The sequence below is a fragment of the Aerococcus tenax genome, from assembly GCF_003286645.3.
GTDB classification, from domain to species: domain Bacteria; phylum Bacillota; class Bacilli; order Lactobacillales; family Aerococcaceae; genus Aerococcus; species Aerococcus tenax.
In genome coordinates, this window is sequence record NZ_CP127382.2 from 1,175,207 (window position 1) to 1,193,106 (window position 17,900).

Annotated in this window: 12 protein-coding genes; 6 read left to right on the plus strand and 6 right to left on the minus strand. The window is 42.3% G+C overall.

Annotation, left to right across the window (positions count from 1 at the left end):
* Positions 1–25 precede the first annotated feature (25 nt).
* The 4 genes from DBT50_RS05610 to DBT50_RS05625 all read left to right on the plus strand — a co-directional run bounded on the left by DBT50_RS05610 (position 26) and on the right by DBT50_RS05625 (position 4,558).
* Positions 26–1,093 (plus strand): LLM class flavin-dependent oxidoreductase, encoded by a 1,068-nt coding sequence (locus DBT50_RS05610; RefSeq protein WP_111853158.1) that lies wholly within the window; start codon positions 26–28, stop codon positions 1,091–1,093.
* 36 nt (positions 1,094–1,129) lie between these two features.
* The gene (locus tag DBT50_RS05615) at positions 1,130–2,206 is read left to right on the plus strand and encodes an LLM class flavin-dependent oxidoreductase (protein ID WP_111853157.1); all 1,077 of its coding nucleotides are present in this window, start codon (positions 1,130–1,132) and stop codon (positions 2,204–2,206) included.
* A 44-nt stretch (positions 2,207–2,250) separates the two neighbouring features.
* A complete protein-coding gene (locus DBT50_RS05620; protein ID WP_111853156.1) occupies positions 2,251–2,820 on the plus strand; it encodes an NADPH-dependent FMN reductase in 570 nt (189 codons plus the stop codon).
* Positions 2,821–3,337: 517 nt separating this feature from the next.
* Positions 3,338–4,558 (plus strand): MFS transporter, encoded by a 1,221-nt coding sequence (locus DBT50_RS05625; protein ID WP_111853155.1) that lies wholly within the window; start codon positions 3,338–3,340, stop codon positions 4,556–4,558.
* A gap of 14 nt (positions 4,559–4,572) precedes the next feature.
* Here the strand turns inward: DBT50_RS05625 and DBT50_RS05630 are convergent, their stop codons facing one another.
* On the minus strand, positions 4,573–5,433 hold the full coding sequence (locus tag DBT50_RS05630) for a helix-turn-helix domain-containing protein (protein WP_111853154.1): 861 nt from the start codon (positions 5,431–5,433) through the stop codon (positions 4,573–4,575).
* 69 nt (positions 5,434–5,502) lie between these two features.
* Entirely contained in the window at positions 5,503–6,363 is an 861-nt protein-coding gene (locus tag DBT50_RS05635; RefSeq protein ID WP_111853153.1) for an NAD(P)-dependent oxidoreductase, read from the minus strand.
* Between the two features lie 188 nt (positions 6,364–6,551).
* Between DBT50_RS05635 and DBT50_RS05640 the strand changes: the two genes are divergently transcribed.
* Positions 6,552–7,073: an HdeD family acid-resistance protein gene (locus DBT50_RS05640; RefSeq protein WP_111853152.1), complete on the plus strand. Its 522-nt coding sequence runs from the start codon at positions 6,552–6,554 to the stop codon at positions 7,071–7,073.
* Between the two features lie 68 nt (positions 7,074–7,141).
* On the opposite strand, the gene DBT50_RS05645 is transcribed toward DBT50_RS05640, so the two are convergent.
* From DBT50_RS05645 to DBT50_RS05655, 3 genes are all read right to left on the minus strand, one after another.
* Positions 7,142–7,714, minus strand: coding sequence for a TetR/AcrR family transcriptional regulator (locus DBT50_RS05645; protein ID WP_181566069.1), 573 nt, complete (start codon positions 7,712–7,714; stop codon positions 7,142–7,144).
* A gap of 120 nt (positions 7,715–7,834) precedes the next feature.
* The gene (gene gorA, locus DBT50_RS05650) at positions 7,835–9,187 is read right to left on the minus strand and encodes a glutathione-disulfide reductase (RefSeq protein WP_111853150.1); all 1,353 of its coding nucleotides are present in this window, start codon (positions 9,185–9,187) and stop codon (positions 7,835–7,837) included.
* Complete coding sequence (locus DBT50_RS05655) at positions 9,166–9,858, minus strand: hypothetical protein (RefSeq protein ID WP_111853149.1); 693 nt, start codon at positions 9,856–9,858, stop codon at positions 9,166–9,168. Before DBT50_RS05655 ends, gorA begins: the two co-directional genes overlap by 22 nt.
* Before the next feature lie 175 nt (positions 9,859–10,033).
* On the opposite strand from DBT50_RS05655, the gene DBT50_RS05660 reads away from it, so the two are divergent.
* Entirely contained in the window at positions 10,034–11,239 is a 1,206-nt protein-coding gene (locus DBT50_RS05660; RefSeq protein WP_224785464.1) for an O-antigen ligase family protein, read from the plus strand.
* A gap of 120 nt (positions 11,240–11,359) precedes the next feature.
* Here the strand turns inward: DBT50_RS05660 and DBT50_RS05665 are convergent, their stop codons facing one another.
* On the minus strand, positions 11,360–17,413 hold the full coding sequence (locus DBT50_RS05665; protein WP_111853147.1) for an Ig-like domain-containing protein: 6,054 nt from the start codon (positions 17,411–17,413) through the stop codon (positions 11,360–11,362).
* Between the last annotated feature and the right edge of the window lie 487 nt (positions 17,414–17,900).

Below are 17,900 nucleotides of genomic sequence, written 5' to 3' on the forward strand. Positions count from 1 at the left end.
TACACACATAAGAAAGGAAGAAAAAATGACCAGAGCAAATCCAGAAGAAAAGAAAGCTAAGGGGCTAGAATTTGGTTTGTACAGTTTAGGAGATAACCTTCCTAACCCCCATACTGGAAAACAACTACCTGCCTCAGAGCGGATTGAAGAAATTATTCAACTGGGAAAACTAGCCGAAGAAGCCGGCTTCGATGCTTTTCAAGTGGGGGAATCCCACCAGGACTATTTTGTCTCCCAATCAAATTTGATCATTCTTTCAGCCATTGCCCGGGAAACTAAGACCATTAAACTAGGCTCAGCGGTGACTACCCTGTCCGTCTTAGATCCTGTCCGAGTCTATGAAGATGCGGTAACCATCGACCTTCTATCCCAGGGACGGATGGAAATTGTTGCCGGCCGTGCTTCCCGATTAGGAGCCTTTGAATTATTTGGCTATGACTATAAGGATTATGAAGAACTCTTCGAAGAAAAAATTGCCCTTCTAAAAGAAATCAATGACAATGACACCATCAACTGGCAAGGACAATTTCGTCCTGACCTGGATGGGGTCAAGGTCCAGCCCCGTAGTGAACGCACTTCAGGTAAACTGCCCATTTGGCGGGGAATTGGTAATTCCAATGACTCTGCACGACGGGCCGGCTTACTAGGGATGCCCATTTACCAAGCCCACCTATCGGGAGCTAACCAAACCTTTGCCCACCGCATTAAGGTCTTCCGCGAGGCTGCTCAAGAAGCTGGCTATGATCCGAATGACATTCCGATCCAAACCGGCAGTTTCCTCTATGTCAGAGAAAATACCCAACAGGCCTATCAAGAATTTTGGCCCTATGTGGAAGCAGGCTTTCCCTTAGTCAACGGCCAACCCTTCCCCAAACGCGCCTTTGCTCAAGGGCAAAATGTTAAATCGGCAACCATGGTCGGTGACCCCCAATTAATCATTGACAAGCTGCTGATGCAGTACGAATTATTTGGTCATCAACGCTTTAATGGTGAAATTGACTTTGGCGGTCAGCCATTTGACGAGATTCGACGGACTCTCGACCTCTTCGCAGAAAAGGTCATTCCCACAGTGAAGAAATATACCCAAGCATAATGCAAGGCATGACTTTATGAAAAAAGGAGATTATTTATGACAATTGAAAACCCACACATTATTCCCAAAATTGATACTAGTCAGGGGATTGAATTTGGCCTTTATAGTTTAGGTGACCATATGCCCAATCCCCATACCGGTGAAGAAATTTCAGCCCAAGAGCGGATCCAGCAATTTATCAAGATGGCTCAAGTAGCTGAGCAAGCGGGGGTGGATATATTCCACTTGGGGGAATCCCACCAAAAATACTTTGTATCCCAAGCCCATATGGTGATCTTATCGGCCATTGCCCAAGCCACATCAAAGATCAAAATAGGTAGTTCGGCCACCATCATCTCCACTTCTGACCCAGTCAGAGTCTATGAAAATGCTGCCACCATTGACCTGATTTCTGACGGCCGCATGGAAGTTGTTGCCGGACGGGCCTCGCGTTTAGGTATTTTTGAACTCTTAGGCTACGATGTGAAGGACTATGAAGCCCTCTACGAAGAAAAATTTGACCTCCTCCTGCAAATTAATGAAAACGAAGTGGTCAACTGGGAAGGAGAATTTCGCGCTCCCCTTCATGACGCTGAGGTCATCCCCCGGGCTAAAAATGGTCTTCCCATTTGGCGGGCTGTCGGTGGACCGCCTGACTCCGCTATCAAAGCCGCGCTTAAAGGTGTTCCCATGTATATCACTACCCTAGGCGGTTCAGCAGAATACTTTAAACAATCCATTGACATCTACCGGTCTATTCTTAGCGAAAAAGGCTACGATGTGGAGTCCATGCCAGTCACCACTTCGGGCTTCCTCTATGTCAATGAAGACCGGGATACCGCCTTTAAAGAATTCTATCCCCACTTAGACACAGGGATGCGGCGGGTCAATGGGACTGGCTTTAATAAGCGTCTCTTTGCCCAAGGAAAAGACTACCGTGACGCTCTGACGGTTGGCGATCCCCAATTAATCATTGATAAGATCCTTTACCAACATGAACTCTACAATAACCAACGCTACACCGCTCAGATTGACTTTGGAGGCATTCCTTTTAAAGATATTCTCCACATGATTGACATCCTAGGTGAGACCATCATTCCCGCAGTGAAAAAATATACCAAGTCAGACCAGTAAAATTCAGCAAATATTCACTAATTCATAGAGAAAGGAAAATGATCATGAAAATACTTGTCTTATCCGGCTCCAATGTGGGCCATAAAACTGAAGTGGCTGCTAAGGCTATTCTCGATATCTTAGCCAAAGACCAATATAGTGACCACCAAGTCCAATTTATTAACCTATTAGACAAGGAAATGGATTTTGCTGACGGAAGAAACTTCCTCGATTATAAGGGAGATACCTTGGAAGTGGCTCAGTCCGTCATGGAGGCAGATGTCCTCTTTATCGGCACCCCCATTTTCCAGGCTTCCATTCCCGCCTCTTTAAAAAATATCTTTGACCTCTTACCAGAGAAAGCCCTGGAATATAAAACCGTGGGTATCTTTGCCTCATCAGGGTCTAACCGCCACTACTTGATTCCTGAATTACAATTAAAGCCCATCCTTAACTACATGAAGGCCAATGTCACGCCTCGCTATGTCTACCTTAGTGCTAGGGACTTTACCCTTAACGAAATTTCTTCCGATGATGTACTCTTACGTTTAGAACAATTAGTCGATGAAACCCTCACCTTGGCGAAAACCTACCAAGAAATTCAACGCATTGAAGATGAAAAGTTAGGGTTTTAAATCCATAATATATAGCAAAACACCTCTTCAAAATGGAAAGGCAAGCCATTTGAAGAGGTGTTTTTTTAGCTAATCATTTTTTGAACTTTTCCCATTACTAATAATAAATATTCACATATGAATAATTAATTATTGAGACATTTTTGATGTTAATGTATTTACTAAGAACTTGAGGTGAAAAAATGAAATTGGAACAAATAAGGGAAGTTGAAAAAAACAATACAGATCCTATAAATAAATTTTTTGATTATTCTTATTATAAAATATATTCAAAATTATTAAATATTGAACTCGATTTGCAATCCGAATTCTGTAGTAAAAAATATATTTAGAAAGGAGAAAAGTACATGTCAAGTGTAAAAGGTCTTATTATCATTGCATAATTAGCAGATAATTTTAGTTCAGTAAGATATAAAAAACTTACCAAAAAATATAATTCTCTATATGCAGAACTGGATAAAGTAACTTTATTCATTTCTGCTTTTTTAGTAAATCATTCATTAGAAAGAGAGCAAAAATGATTAATTTCATTAAAAATAATAAACTTTTTGTCCGGATGACTGGGATAAACTTCTTATCAAAAATTGGTGATAATTTGTTCTACACTGCGATGTTATCAGCAGCGATTTTATTACCCAATAGTAAATTAGCTGTTCTAATTGTATCTATTTCTGAAAGCCTCCCGATTTTAATCAGCATATTTTTTGGTGTAATAGCTGATAAACAAAAAGGTAAAATAAATCAATTAATAGGGAGTTCACTTTTTAGGTCGCTTATGTATATATGCATAGGTATAATTTTTAGATATCCTCAAAGTTTACTTTTGCTTCTGCTAGCATCATTTATGAACCTTTTATCAGATATTAGCGGAAATTACGCAACTGCGTTATTTTCACCTTTTACTAAAGCAATGATTGCCCCTCAAGACATGGAAACGGCACAAGGTTTTGTTAGCGTAGGAACACAATTAGTCGCCGTATTCGCAACCTTTATTGGGTCTTTATTACTAACTATCTATAGCAAGAGTATGCTAGCTATAATAAATGCATCGTTATTTCTATTAGTAGCTTTTTTATATTATTTACTAAAGCCATCTTTAAAAGCTCAAGGTTTTAAAATAAAAAGTTTTACGAATACAAAGACGCTTTCAATTGTAAAAGAAAACTTAACATCCTTTATATCAAATCATAGCTTGTTAATTAATCTTATTCAATTAGCTATGCTCAATGGCTTTTTTGGTGGACAAACACCTTTATTTGCACTCTTTATAGAAGAAAACAACCAATTAAACTTTCTCTCTAATCCATTTAAAATTGCGCTCTTATCAGGTATCATAACCTTATCAATGATACTTGGGAGTAGTTTAACTACTTATATTTTAAAGAAACAATCCATTTTTCATATAAATATCTTATCAGACTGCTTCATAGTCATCATAGCTATGACCTATTTATATAATAATATATGGGGTATCCTGGTCGGAAATTCTTGTCTTGCATTTTTACTTGGAATTGTTTCTCCTAGATTTTCTGCTAATGTAATCAATCAATATCCTGTCGATAGACTCGGTGGGGTTATCACAGTTATTAATGCCTTTTTAGTAATAATACCACCGTTAACTAGCGTTATTTTTCCTATGATATCGACTATTAACTTGAAACTCGCTTATATTTGTTTCATTGCTTATGCTTTAATTTTAATAATTATTAGTGTTTTAATAAATAAAATGGCGAAATAGTTAGATGATTTACACTACAATAAACCAATAATATTATCACGTAAAAAATTAGCAACTTCTTCATAACCCATATTGTTAACATCACTAATATACTTTTTAACAAGTTGTAAATCATTGTTTCTATTTTCTTGATAATCCAAAATCATTTTTAAGCAATTTAGAACAGTTATTGAAAACATGTCTTGGTAACCTAAAATATTATCTAAGTGATTCATAAAATAAAAAGAATCATCATATTTTCCTCTTTCCAATAATTCAAAAATAATATTTAAAATTATTAGATGAGTTCGATGCTTATTTTCTGGAATTTTCATATATAGAGAATTCCTTTTGCAAAAACCCTTTCCAAGAAATATGAGATCACTGTTTGATAATACATGCAGTGTATTACCAAAAATATATAATTCATATTCTGTCCATTCTTCGATGCTATATAAATAGCTTGCTATAAATTCTTTATCATCTTTCTTTATCTTATACTCTACTTTTAAATCATGAATAGCACATTCAATAACAAGTCTATTTAGTCGATTATAGTTTTCATTATTTTCAGAATATTTTTCAAAATTAATGAGCATCCTTTCAAGTCCTTCAATATCTTTACTTGAATGGTAATGAGAGATTAGCTTAGCTTGCTGAAAAAAGGCACTCGGCTCGTATTGATAATAAGCGTGCTCAAATTCTGCTAAACTCATATGAATAGCAGAAATTGCAGATATTAACTTATCAGCTGACAACATAGTTTGGCCGTTTTCAAACTTGGATAACTGTGCTTGTGATAGCTGACTACTTGTCACATCTTTCATTTTCAGTCCTCTAGCTAATCGTAATTCTCTAAACAGTTCCCCCAAATGATGTGAATCTAATTTTGTCAAATAAGCGTTCTCCTTTCTAACTCACCCTATCAATATAATTAATAAAGTTTTAAAATAACTGTATTTGTACTAGCCCCACCACAATTTAATCAAGGCTTGGATCCCATCATCTTCACTAAATTGATGGGTCAATTTTTGATAGAGGTCATAGGCCAGTTGGGTTCCGGGAAGTTTGAGCTCTTCTTTTTCAGCGACTTCAAGGGCAATTCTTAGGTCCTTGATAAAGTGTTTAACGAAGAAGCCTGGACTATAGTCATTTTTAAGAATACGGGGGCCATATTGGGCCAGGGAGAAATTCGCAGCTGCTCCACTGTTCAAGGTTTGAATCACTTGGTCCAAGTTCAAGTTATTATTTTTCGCATAGGCCAGTGCCTCACACATCCCAGTCATGGTTCCAGCAATCATGATTTGATTAGCCATCTTAGCGTCTTGCCCCTTACCCGCAGGTCCAAAGTACTCTATCTGTTGGCAAAAACTTACTAAAACGGGTTTGATTTGAGCTAAAATTTCTTCATCTCCGCCAACTAAAGTCGTTAAGCGCCCTTCTTGGGCTCCAATGTCCCCGCCCGTTACCGGCGCATCTAAAACACTCACGCCAAGTTCTTTTCCCTCTCGGTAAAGTTTAGCCGCTAGACTTGGACTAGAAGTAGTCATTTCGACAAAGATTTGCCCGGACCGGCAAGCTGAAAAGAGCCCTGCTTCTCCTAGGTAAACATCCTCGACATCGTGGGGATAACCTAAAATAGTGAACACTAAATCAGATTGTTCAGCGATCTGACTCGGGGAATCAAGCCACTGAGCCCCCAAGTCAATTAAGGGCTGGGCCTTTTTTGCAGTTCGATTGTAAACATTAAGGGAATAACCTGCTTGGATTAAATGACTGGCCATCGATTTTCCCATAACACCTAAGCCGATAAAACCGATTTTCATCTGACAACACCCTTTCTCCTAACAATGATTTTATTCTATTAATAGTTTACCATTGACTTGATATTTTAGCTCCTGCCTTGGCCGATTGTATGTAATAAGTCAATTCTTTGATTTTATTGTATATTTTTGATAAGGTTAATATATTCAAGAACAAATTGACAAAACATTTCGACAAAGGAGACGATGGAATGAATGAAAATCAACAAGGCGTAAAATGGGGCGAACTTATTGTAGGAATTATTTTTATTATCCTGGCCATTATTAGTTTTAGAAATCCGGGAGTAAGCTTAGTAAGCTTAATTTACTTTTATGCAGCCGGAGCGATTGTTTCTGGGATCGTGAACCTCTATACTCGCCATCAATTACGCCAAGTTAGTGACCAAAACTATACAGTCATGTTAATTGTGGGAATTTTGAATTTAATTATCGGGGTTATTTTATTTTTCAATGTGGAAATCGGTTTCCTAACCATTCCTTTCCTAGTAGCCATTTGGTTTATTTCTGAAGGAATCGGACTTCTAACTTCCAGCTCCCTAGTTGGTTTTGTGAGTCCCGTAGGTCGAGGCCTCTCCATTTTCCTAGGCATTGTTGGGATTATCGTTGCTATTTCGATCTTCTTTAATCCCCTATCTGCCTACTTTACAGTAGTCTTCTTGATTGGGGCTTACTTCTTATTCTCCGGTATTGCCCACATTATCCGGGCCTTATAGTATTTGATAAAGAAAAGCAATGAATTTAAAAGCGAACTTTACAATTTCAACCGGTAAAGTTCGCTTTTTTAATGGTCATAAAGATAACGATCGATAAAGTCAGTGAAGAGCTCCATATCCAGCTTTCCCTGCATCACTTGATTAATAAAAATAGCAAAAAGAAAGTCAACAACTTGGTCTGCTGAGTGTTTCTCAAAGGCCTGGTTGCGAATGTCCGGATCATCTTCTAAGCATTGGACGAGATAGCCTTTTAAATGCTTGATGTAGCGATCCATTTGGGCATTAGCTTGTCCCTTTTGTGATTGAGAAAAGACCAAGGTATGTTGGGAGAAGAAATGGGGGTACTTCTTGGCCCCCGCAGAAAATAACTGGTAAAGGGTCAAAAAGGCTTGAGATAAGGGCTGGCTGGACCGATTGAGGTGGTCAGCTTGATCAGGAATTAAAATATCCCGCCAGACTGCTGCCACAGTTTGCAACAATAAGTCATTCTTATCTTCAAAGTAGTTATATAAGACCCCTAAAGATATTTGACAGCGATTGGCTAAACGGCGCATATTGACTGCTTGGATCCCCTCTTCTTGGACCAATTGTAAGGCAACTTTTAAAATTTCTTGACTTGAACTGACTTTGCGATTAACCACAGAATGCCCCCTTCTCAAACCACTTCTCATGTTCTCTTTATTTTATCATTTAAGGCCAGCTTACTCAAAAGCAAAAAAGCTGGGATTTTCTCCCAGCTAGATTCAAAACATGAAGCAAACTTAACGCATAGTAACAAATTCTTCTGCTCCAGTTGGATGGAGGGCAATGGTTTGATCGAATTGCTTCTTCGTCGCCCCCATTGAGATAGCCACTGCAAAGCCTTGTAACATTTCATCAGCACCAAAACCAATTCCATGAAGACCAATGATTTTCTCTTCATCACCTAGGCAAACCAACTTCATATAAATACTTTCCCGGTTAGAGGTCATTCCTGAAATCATTGAGGTAAAGTTGGTGTCATAAGTGGTAATCTTTTGTCCTTCAAAAGCTTGCTTAGCAGCTTCCTCGGTGTAGCCCATGGTAATAATTGGTGGGTGGGCAAAAACAATGGAAGGCACCATATTATAGTCTAAATAGAAGGGATCCTGACCATTAAATAGATGATCTGATAGGGTCCGCCCCACCTTAATGGCTACAGGAGTTAATTCCACCTTGCCAATCACATCCCCAAAGGCATAGACCTTGTTCGCGGTCGTATTATGGTAGTCATCGACCTTGATGTAACCCTTATCGGTTAACTCGATAGAGGTGTTTTCTAAACCAAGGTTTTCTGTATTCGGTTGACGACCAATGGCATAAAGCACCCGGTCACTAAGGACTTCATCATCTTCTTTGAAAGTGGTTTTAAAGGCACCATCTGCCGTTTTCTCAATTTTGGTTACGTTATGGTTGCTGAGCACGGTAATGCCCTGATTTTTCATATTTTCCATTAAGGATTCAGTGATTTTAGGTTCATAGTGACGCAGAGGCGTTTCATGGCGAACCGCCAAGGTCACATCTACCCCAAATTCTTGCAGCATACCGGCCATTTCTACAGCAATATAACCAGCGCCCACAATTAGTAAGGAGTCTGGTAATTCCTCCCAGTTAAAGACATCGTCACTCACATCCACTAAGTCAATGCCAGGAATCCCTTCAGGTAAGGCAGGACGGCCACCGGTGAGAACACTAATATGTTCGCCGTAAAATTGTTCTCCATCCACTTCCACAATATGGTCTTCAACAAACTTGGCATAACCCTTTTTGTAGTGGGTGCCCCGACTTTCAAAGCCTTTGAAGTAAGAATTGTGGACCCGGTCAATATATTCATCCCGGTGTTTTTTCAAAGTTTGAAAATCAAAGTTCTTCAAGGGCGCATCAATGCCGTAATCAGGAGCATAGTCTCTTAGTAATTCCAGAATATGAGCCCCGTACCACATGCCTTTTTTAGGAACACAGCCTCGGTTGACACAGGTACCGCCGACTTCATCTTTTTCAATGATGAGGGTCTTAGCTCCATATTCGGCTGCCCGGTTAGCAGAAGCAATCCCAGCACTTCCCCCACCGATAACTATATAATCAAATCTTTCCATTCGTTAAAATCCTTTCCTAGAAAACGACGTTTCTCTTGAGCTTCTTTAGCGGCTTCATGGGCTTGATAGCCCCGACTTGGAATAAAGTCAATGCCTTGTTTTCTTTGCAGCTGATTTATTTTTTCGGCATCACTAATATAGACATCAGCCGTCACTTCCTCCTTAGCTGTTAAATAACAGTAGGTCAAGCTTTGACTCGCAGGCACTTCAACCTGACTACGCCCTTGGTTATCATAGGCTAGGTAGATGAGTTGGCCAGCTGGGTTATATTTGTAGGCATATACCACAATCCAATGGTTGCCATAGCTACTTTTTAGCGGTTTTTGAAGACCCACAATAAATGGCCCATAACCCTGGTCGATCAAATCTGGCAAATTAATCTCAGTCAGTAAGCCCGCCTTGACTTGATAAGGCATATTTTCACAGAACATGGATAAAGCTAGGGCGATATCCCAAATAAAACTTCCGCGATAAGGTCGCTTATCATCAACAATTTCTTTAAAACCTGCTACTAAAGTGTCCTTATCTAAGTCGACCCCGGTGTCTTTGAGCGTATGATAATGTACCAGGACACTACAGCAGTAGGATCCACAAATTCCTGGATTGCTAGAGTTCTTCCAGGAGCGATAGCGGTTAAACGCCTTGGGATCCAAGCCTTTCCAATCTGTCATTCTACTCGCCTCTTTCTATATAAGTTTATTCTAGCATGTTTATTGTCGATCTAAAACGAAAGCGCTCAATCACTTATAAATAATTTTAAAAAAATAGCTAAAGATGCTTAAAATGATTGTAATTTAAGCTGATTTAGGCTAAAGTTTAAAGGATTGATACTCTTTCTGAAAGTAGGTGACTTACTTGCTAGAAGATGGCAAAGCCTTCTTACCAGGAGCAATTCAATCCATACTGATGACCATCTTATTGGTCAGCCTGTTCTTTCCATTTTATATAACCATTGTTGTTTTTGGGGTCGTTTTTACCTTGTTGTTGGCCACCGGAATGCTCTCGGCCAAACACTGGCCAGATGACCCTTTAATCACAAGTTTATTTTCCTTCCCTTTTTATGCCTTTTTAATCTCTATTGTGCATGAAAATTGGGTGGGTGGACTGATCTCAGTTGGTTTATTAATTGCCCTTATTTATTCGATTTACTATACGAAACAGGTTCGACCAGACTATCTAACCGAAATCGTAAACATTACTTTAATTGCAAGTATTATCATTTTTATTTTTACACTCTTAGAGCACTTTGATATCATCTCAGAATGGGATTATACCTTTATCTCTCCTGCCATGAATAAGGTGCACCCTGACCGGGTAGAGGCCACATTTTTTAACCCGAATTATTTCGCTATGATGCTAGAATTCTTTATCGTTATCGCCATGTATCGAATGAAGACTACTAAGCATTTAGCTAAAAAATTGACCTGTCTCTTTTTAATTGCTTGTAATTTACTAGCCATTGTCTATACCGGCTGCCGAACCAGTGCCATCGTGATTATAGGCGCCTCTTATGTTTTCTTTTATGTGATCGGCTATAAGAAAACCGCCATCTACTCCCTACTAGGTCTCAGTATCTTAGGACTGATCGCTTGGGGGATGGGTCTTATGCCACGCTTTGACGACTTAGCTTATGCCTTTTCCGACCGCTTCGACATCTGGCAAACCGGCTGGCAGGCCTTTAAGGATAACGTCTGGTTTGGCCAAGGGCCCTTGACCTATATGCATGTATACAGTGAATACACTACTAAGTATACCCAGCATGCCCATAATATTTTCCTAGATACGCTCTTATCCTATGGTATCATCGGGTCGAGCCTCCTGGTTTATCCCCTTTACCGGCTAGGAAGGATGCTCAATGAGATGCGGCGATATTCAAGTATCCGCCCCGAACTGGCATTAATCTGTAGTTTGCTTAGTGTGGTATTAATTCACGGCCTAACCGATGTGACGATCTTTTGGATCCAAACCGCTGGCTTACTGATGGCCATTGTATTAGTCGGTCCTAACCTCCTTAAGACAGCCAAGGAAAAAGCAAATCAATTAGAAGAATAGAAAATCACTTCGATAATAAAAGTAGCTCACTCTACATTCTGTAGAATGAGCTATTTTTTATTGGCTTAAAAAAAGCACCCCGCTAAGCGAGGTGCTGGAAGAGAAGCTAATCAGTGAAGATTAGTCTTCTTTTTTCTTTTTACCTAAAGCAAGGATGGAACCAGTTCCGATCAGAGCTAGAGCTAATGAGCTTGCTAACCCTGCAACTGCGCCGGTTTGAGGCAGTTGGGTATGCACTTGGGCAGGCGCTGCTTGAGTCTTGCTCTTATCTTCCTTTGCAGGAGTTTGAGTCTTAACTGAAACAGTCTTATCGTCTGCTTTAACAGGGTCGTCATTGGATTCTGGCTCTGGATCAGGTTTTACTTCATCTTCAACTTCAGGTTGTTCTTCTGGCTGTGGTTCAGGTTGAGGTTGAGGTGTTGGTACTGGTGTCACACCACTGCCGTCTTTTTCCTCTACTGTAACCGTAACAATTACCGTTTCACTTGAACCATCAGGATAGGTGACGGTGACAGATTTTTCAATCTTATCGCCTGGTTTGGCGTCAGCTGGAACGTCGATAACGACCGCGCCAGTTTCAGGATCAACGCTGATGCCGGTTTCGCCAGCGCCGGGTTGGAAGCTGGTGCCAGCTGGTGGGTTGACCACTTTGCCGTCTTCGTCTCTAAAGATAGGTTCGCCGACTTCAACCTTGTCGCCTGGTTGACCGGAACCTGGTTTATATTCAGGCTCGTAGATATCCTTGTCTTGTTTGACACTTGGACGGCCGGTCGTCGTCACAGTGGTCTTCACAGGGTCGCCGGTCCGAGTTTCGACAGTGCCATCTGGATTGGTATAGTCCTTAGATGGAATGATTGTGATCGTGTCACCATTTCCTTGACGAGGCACTTCGATGGTAAAGTCGCCATTATCGTCAGAGGTGCCGGTGCCAATGGTGTTACCGTCCTTGTCTTTGACTTCAATGGTCGTATTTGGAACGGTGGTCTTACCGGTGACAGTGGTTTTGTCTGAGCCAGGCTCGTTCTTAGCCCCTGGATTGGTAATTTGTGGGGTTTCCTTAACGACCGTTTCAGCGCCACCTTGAGGATTGCCATTGTCGTCTGTGACAGGCTTGAAGTTGCCTTGGTCATCCTTCTTACCAGGAACAATACTAATCTTGTCACCAGGATTTTGTTTTGGTACATCGATCTTAATATTACCTTGGTCGTCAGAAGTACCGGTACCGATGGTGTTACCATCCTTGTCCTTGACTTCTACATCAGTGTTTGGCGTAGTTTTACCAGTCACTGTAGTGGTGTCTTGGCCAGGTTGGTTTTCAGCACCTGGTTCGGTAACACGTGGGAAGCTGTCTTCATTTTTCGGATCGGTACCGCGGTCTTTTTCCTCTTTATCAGTCCAGCCGTCGTTGTCATCGTCCTTGTCGCCTTGGTCGATGCCTGGAACATTTGGATTGTTTGGATCCTCTGGCATGCCCGTATCCTTGTCAGGTTGGCCATCCTTATCGGTGTCGCGGTAAACGGTGATGGTTGATTCAGCGGTCACAGGGTTACCGTCTGTATCAGTGACAGGCTTGCCGTCCTTATCTAGGACAGAAACTTCAACGGTAATGGTCCGGGTTTCTTCTTCAGGCGCCCAGTCAGTAATTTGTGGTTGACCGGTCACTGGACCAGTTTCTGGGTCCACGGTTAGACCTGGATAAGTGTCTTTGCCATCGATGGTCACTTTAACGCTTCCACCTTCTGGGACATTGTCCGCTTGTGGGGTCACTGGGGTAATGTCCTTACCTTCCAGAGCGTTTTGTGATTTTGGTGTGACTTCGACACTGACTACAGCTGGAGCGTCTTCAGTAACGGTGGTTTCCACAGGGTCGCCGGTCCGTGTTTCTGTTGAGCCGTCTGGGTTGGTGTAGTCCTTAGATGGGATGACAGAAACCTTGTCGCCTGGGTTTTGACGAGGGACGTCGATAGTAAAGTCGCCGTTTTCATCAGAGGTACCGGTGCCGATAGTATTGCCGTCCTTGTCTTTAACTTCAACGGTGGAATTTGGAACAGTGGTCTTACCGGTCACCTTAGTTTGGTCTGAATCGGGATCGTTCTTAGCCCCTGGATTGGTGATTTGTGGAGTTTCCTTGACTACCGTTTCAGCGCCACCTTGAGGCTTACCTTGGTCGTCAGTAACTGGCTTAAAGTTGCCTTGGTCATCTTTCTTACCAGGATTGATGGTTACTTTATCGCCTGGATTTTGCTTAGGTACATCAATTTTGACATTACCTTGGTCGTCAGAAGTACCAGTACCGATGGTGTTGCCGTCCTTATCCTTAACTTCCACATCGGTGTTTGGCGTAGTCTTGCCGGTAACCGTGGTGGTGTCCTTGCCGGGTTCATTTTCAGCGCCGGGTTCGGTCACTTGAGGGAAGTCAGTTTCATCTTTTGGATCGGTGCCGCGATCTTTTTCATCTTGGTCGGTCCAGCCATCGTTGTCATCGTCCTTGTCGCCTTGGTTGATGCCTGGGACACTAGGATTGTTTGGATCTTGAGGCATACCCGTATCCTTGTCAGGTTGGCCATCCTTGTCGGTGTCGCGGTAAATGGTGATGGTCGATTCAGCCTTAACTGGATTACCATCGCCATCACGAACTGGATTGCCATCCTTGTCTTGGACTTCAGCAGTTACCGTAATGGTCCGAGTTTCTTCTTCAGGCGCCCAGTCGGTGATTTCCGGTTGGCCGGTCACTTGGCCGGATTCTGGATCAACGGTCAGACCTGGATAAGTGTCTTGTCCATCGATGGTCACTTTAACGCTTCCGCCTTCTGGAACATTGTCCGCTTGCGGCGTCACTGGGGTAATGTCCTTACCTTCCAGAGCGTTTTGTGATTTAGGCGTCACTTCCACGCTGGATTCCGCTGGTGTTTCAGCAGGATTTGGATTGGTTACGGTCACTTTGACAGTCCGTTGGATAGCCTCATCAGTTGGTTGACCTTGATCATCTTTTTGTCCAGTACCAGTTGAGGTGATTTCAACAGGAATTTCAACGACTTTTTCGCTTTCACCTGGTTGGAAGTCCACGTTTGGTGTACCAACTAAATTACCGTTCTCGTCAACTGACAGGCCATCAACTGGGGCTGGTGTGTTCACCTTAGCGCCTGGTTTGTTAGGTGTTACCACCTTAGTATTGGCAGGCACTTCTTGACCGTTAGTTGCGGTGGTATCAGTGGTTTTAGCATCGAGGCCATCCCATACTTTCGATGCATCGTCGTCCTTATCTGGAATGCCGTCGTTGTCATCATCTTCATCGTTTTGGTCTGCTTGACCGTCACCGTCTGTGTCGCGAAGAACCGTCACCTTGATTGGCTCAGTCGCTTCATTGCCGGCTGGATCTGTCGCCTTCACGGTTGCTGGGAAGTCGCGGGACTCATCTTGGTCATCCGCCCATTGCACCGTACCCGCTGGAACCGTCCCTTCGATCTGCTTGGTCTCAGGGTTGTAAGTCAATCCGTCAGGTAGGCCGTCAACTGTTACCGTCGCTTCTGGGTCATCGGTGGTTACAGAAACCGGATCGATTGCTTGCCCTTCTGTCGCTTGGATATCCTTAGCGGAAACGGTGATGGTTGGGGCGGTGGTGTCGGCTGGAGTGACTGGTGTTGCACTGGCGACAAAACCCTTAGGTCCAGTAATGACTTGGCTTGGGTCTTCATTCCATTGAGGGTTTTCATAATTTTCCTCTGCGCTTAGGCTTGGAATATGGTCTGGCGAAAGCTTGGCTTGGTCTTTGACATCGTAAGCTTTCTTACCAAAGTCAACCACACCCTCAGCTGGGGTTAGAGTCACCCGGTGGTAGCCATCCGGCGTTGCTTCATCTTCCTTACCTGTCCGGTCGATCACATCTGGTGCCGATACCTTAACAGGAGCTGTGACTTGGTCTTGTGAGCCATCTTCATAAGTCACAGTGACAGGCACTTCAATAGTTTCCCCTGGTGTCTTAGAAGTTTCAGAAGCTGGGATGGTGATGGCACCGGTATTTGGATCGATGGATGCACCACGAGTTGGTGTGGTGATAGCGAAAGCAGGTTGAGCGGGGTCTTTAGATAGAGGTACTTCGCTAGTTTCTACTGGCGCTTCTGTTCCGTCATCAGCCAATTTCACAAAGCTTGGGGCGTCAACCTTAGCTTCTTTGCCAAAGTCAACAGCTGTTTCTTTATAGATTGGTTGGTGCAAGTTAGCGTCCTTGTATTTCACAATAAAGGAATCCGCAGCTAATTGGTTGCCACCTGACTCGAAAACTGCCCGGATGATTTCCCCATCTCGCAGCTTCAATTGCTGAGCTTCTTCGATGGTCTTAGGCAAGTCGTAGGTATCGTCGGTGCCAGCCACTAATTGACTGACAGGTGTTTCTTTGAGGACGTCACCTTCTTCGTTATACCAAACAATCTTGTTGTTGAAGCCAGCTGGTGGTAATTGGGCCCCACGCAAGTCAGCTTTAGCGGTATCATTCAAGCCGGCTGGTTTATCGGTATCGTTGAAGTTGGTGATTTCGAGGTCAATCACGACATTGGGTACCACTGCATGGTTGACATTGTACCAACCATATGGGCCACGGATATAACCTGCTGTCTCAGATCCAGGAACAGCTTGAGGGACAAAACTTTGATTCTCAGCTGGACTTCTGAAGACTGGCGTTGTGAAGCCATTATAGGCATTCACCAAGTTGCCATCCCGGTCAAAGATCTGCATATACATGTATTCGGTGTTATTTTCATCCATTTTTTTGTTGTCAAATCGGATGGAATAACGGCCATCTTCATTGGTATAAGCATACTTGGTTTCTTGAATGGCGTCGGGATTATTTAACAAGAAGTCTTTGGCTGCTTTAGCTCGTTGGTTTTGTGGTAAAGAGTTAACGGCTGATTCATAAGCGGCAGAGCCTTCCTTAGACAAGTAGGAAGCGACCACCTTGTAGCCAGCCGCTTCAACATCCCGACTATTTTTATTCGGACCGGTTGCACTATTGGCCTTGTCGCCAGCACCCGTTTCTAGCCAAACCCGACCAGACACACTATTGTTGCTGCGACCAAGAACAGCTGGGTTATTGATTGGGCCTTCTGGATCTTCTACCCATTCACTTTCAGGCCGGTGCATGTAAGCCCCGCCCTGTTCAATCATATAGATCCCAGTCCGCTGCATGTTGGTGCCGAGTAGTGGGAACTGACCTAGGTTACTATTAGTCGCTGAACCGACAAAGGATCCTGGGAAGAAGCCCCCTGCTTGACGGAACATGGTCACCCGGTTGCCGGTATCTGGATCGAAATAGTCTGGAATCCATAAGCGATAATATTGGGCACCCTTAGCGGAATATTTATGTTCCACTCCATTGGCGTCAATCCAGGCATCTCTTAAGTCAAAAGCATAAGCCCCTGGCCCTGCTTGGCTCCCATCAACTTGTGATAATTGATTGGTCGTTTGAGCACGGTAAAGTGGGGAAACTGCACCATCCGTATCGATCCACTGCATGTAAACATCGGTACCTTCTGCAACGGGTGTCAACCCATTGGCCATGGTCGATGGCAGCCCTTTGTCGGCAATCCAAGCACGACCTGACAGGGTATTGGCAGCGTTAGACATATCGGTCCCGGATTTGATGTAACCGTTAGCGATAGCGTCCGCATCAATGGCATCAACTTTCTTTTGATTGTTGCTAGCTTCTTCGCCCGGCTGGTTTTCAGCTGGGGTCTCTGTTTCGCTTGGTTCAGCAGCATAAGTTACAGGTGAAACTTTTTCCTCTTCCTTATCAGCATCAACCGGTTGATCGGCGGCTTCTTCTTCAGACGCATTTTCTGCAGGCGCTTCTTCAGAAACTGCTGGACCTTCTTCTGATTCTGCTGGTGTTTCAGCCAGAGTTTCCTCTTCAACAGCTGGCGCTTCAACGACAGGCGCATCTTCTGTTAGGGGAGCTGCTTCCTCTACAGAACTTTCGCTCGCTTCTGCTGGTGTTGATACTTCTTCACTTGTATTTACTTCTTCAGTTGCTGCTTGAACAACTGCTGCATCACCCGCGAACAAGAGGCCTGCTGCCACAGCGACAGACGCCACGCCTACACTTAAGCGTTTAATGGAGTAGCGATAGAACTTATTGCCCTGCTTCTCCTTTTTCACTTGGTAGTTATTTTTTCCAACCATATGTGTCCTCCTTATACTCGTACATATTTGTTTTTTATAAATAAGAACTTTGTAAAGATATAGTACCTAAAAAAAAAAAAAAACACAATGTATATAAATTTTTAAAAGAGATAATTTATTATTTTATCTATTTATATATCCATAACCTCCCTTTATAGATGTTTATAAATAGGTCATATTTATTTGTAAAATACATATTTGTTTTAAACTATATTTAAAATACCATTTGAGTTATCCCCTTTAATTTACAGTATAATAATTAACTTTAAAAAAACAAATCTTACTTTGTCTTTTATTTGGAAATATAATCTATAATTTAGCTTCTAAGCCCTGTCACGAAGGCCTTCCTGTCCATTTAAATTTATAAAAATTTACACAGAAAAGAACATTATTTTGTTCTATATGAGAACAATATTGTTTATTTTATAGTTCTTATTTTACATTTTAAAAAAGCTATACGTTAACCTAATTCGATCAGTCAATTAAC

Bases quoted from the DNA above. Each gene is read 5' to 3' on its own strand.
- DBT50_RS05610 (WP_111853158.1), top strand. From the start codon at position 26: ATGACCAGAGCAAATCCAGAAGAAAAGAAAGCTAAGGGGCTAGAATTT.
- DBT50_RS05615 (WP_111853157.1), top strand. From the start codon at position 1,130: ATGACAATTGAAAACCCACACATTATTCCCAAAATTGATACTAGTCAG.
- DBT50_RS05620 (WP_111853156.1), top strand. From the start codon at position 2,251: ATGAAAATACTTGTCTTATCCGGCTCCAATGTGGGCCATAAAACTGAA.
- DBT50_RS05625 (WP_111853155.1), top strand. From the start codon at position 3,338: ATGATTAATTTCATTAAAAATAATAAACTTTTTGTCCGGATGACTGGG.
- DBT50_RS05635 (WP_111853153.1), bottom strand. From the start codon at position 6,363: ATGAAAATCGGTTTTATCGGCTTAGGTGTTATGGGAAAATCGATGGCC.
- DBT50_RS05640 (WP_111853152.1), top strand. From the start codon at position 6,552: ATGAATGAAAATCAACAAGGCGTAAAATGGGGCGAACTTATTGTAGGA.
- gorA (WP_111853150.1), bottom strand. From the start codon at position 9,187: ATGGAAAGATTTGATTATATAGTTATCGGTGGGGGAAGTGCTGGGATT.
- DBT50_RS05655 (WP_111853149.1), bottom strand. From the start codon at position 9,858: ATGACAGATTGGAAAGGCTTGGATCCCAAGGCGTTTAACCGCTATCGC.
- DBT50_RS05665 (WP_111853147.1), bottom strand. From the start codon at position 17,413: ATGGTTGGAAAAAATAACTACCAAGTGAAAAAGGAGAAGCAGGGCAAT.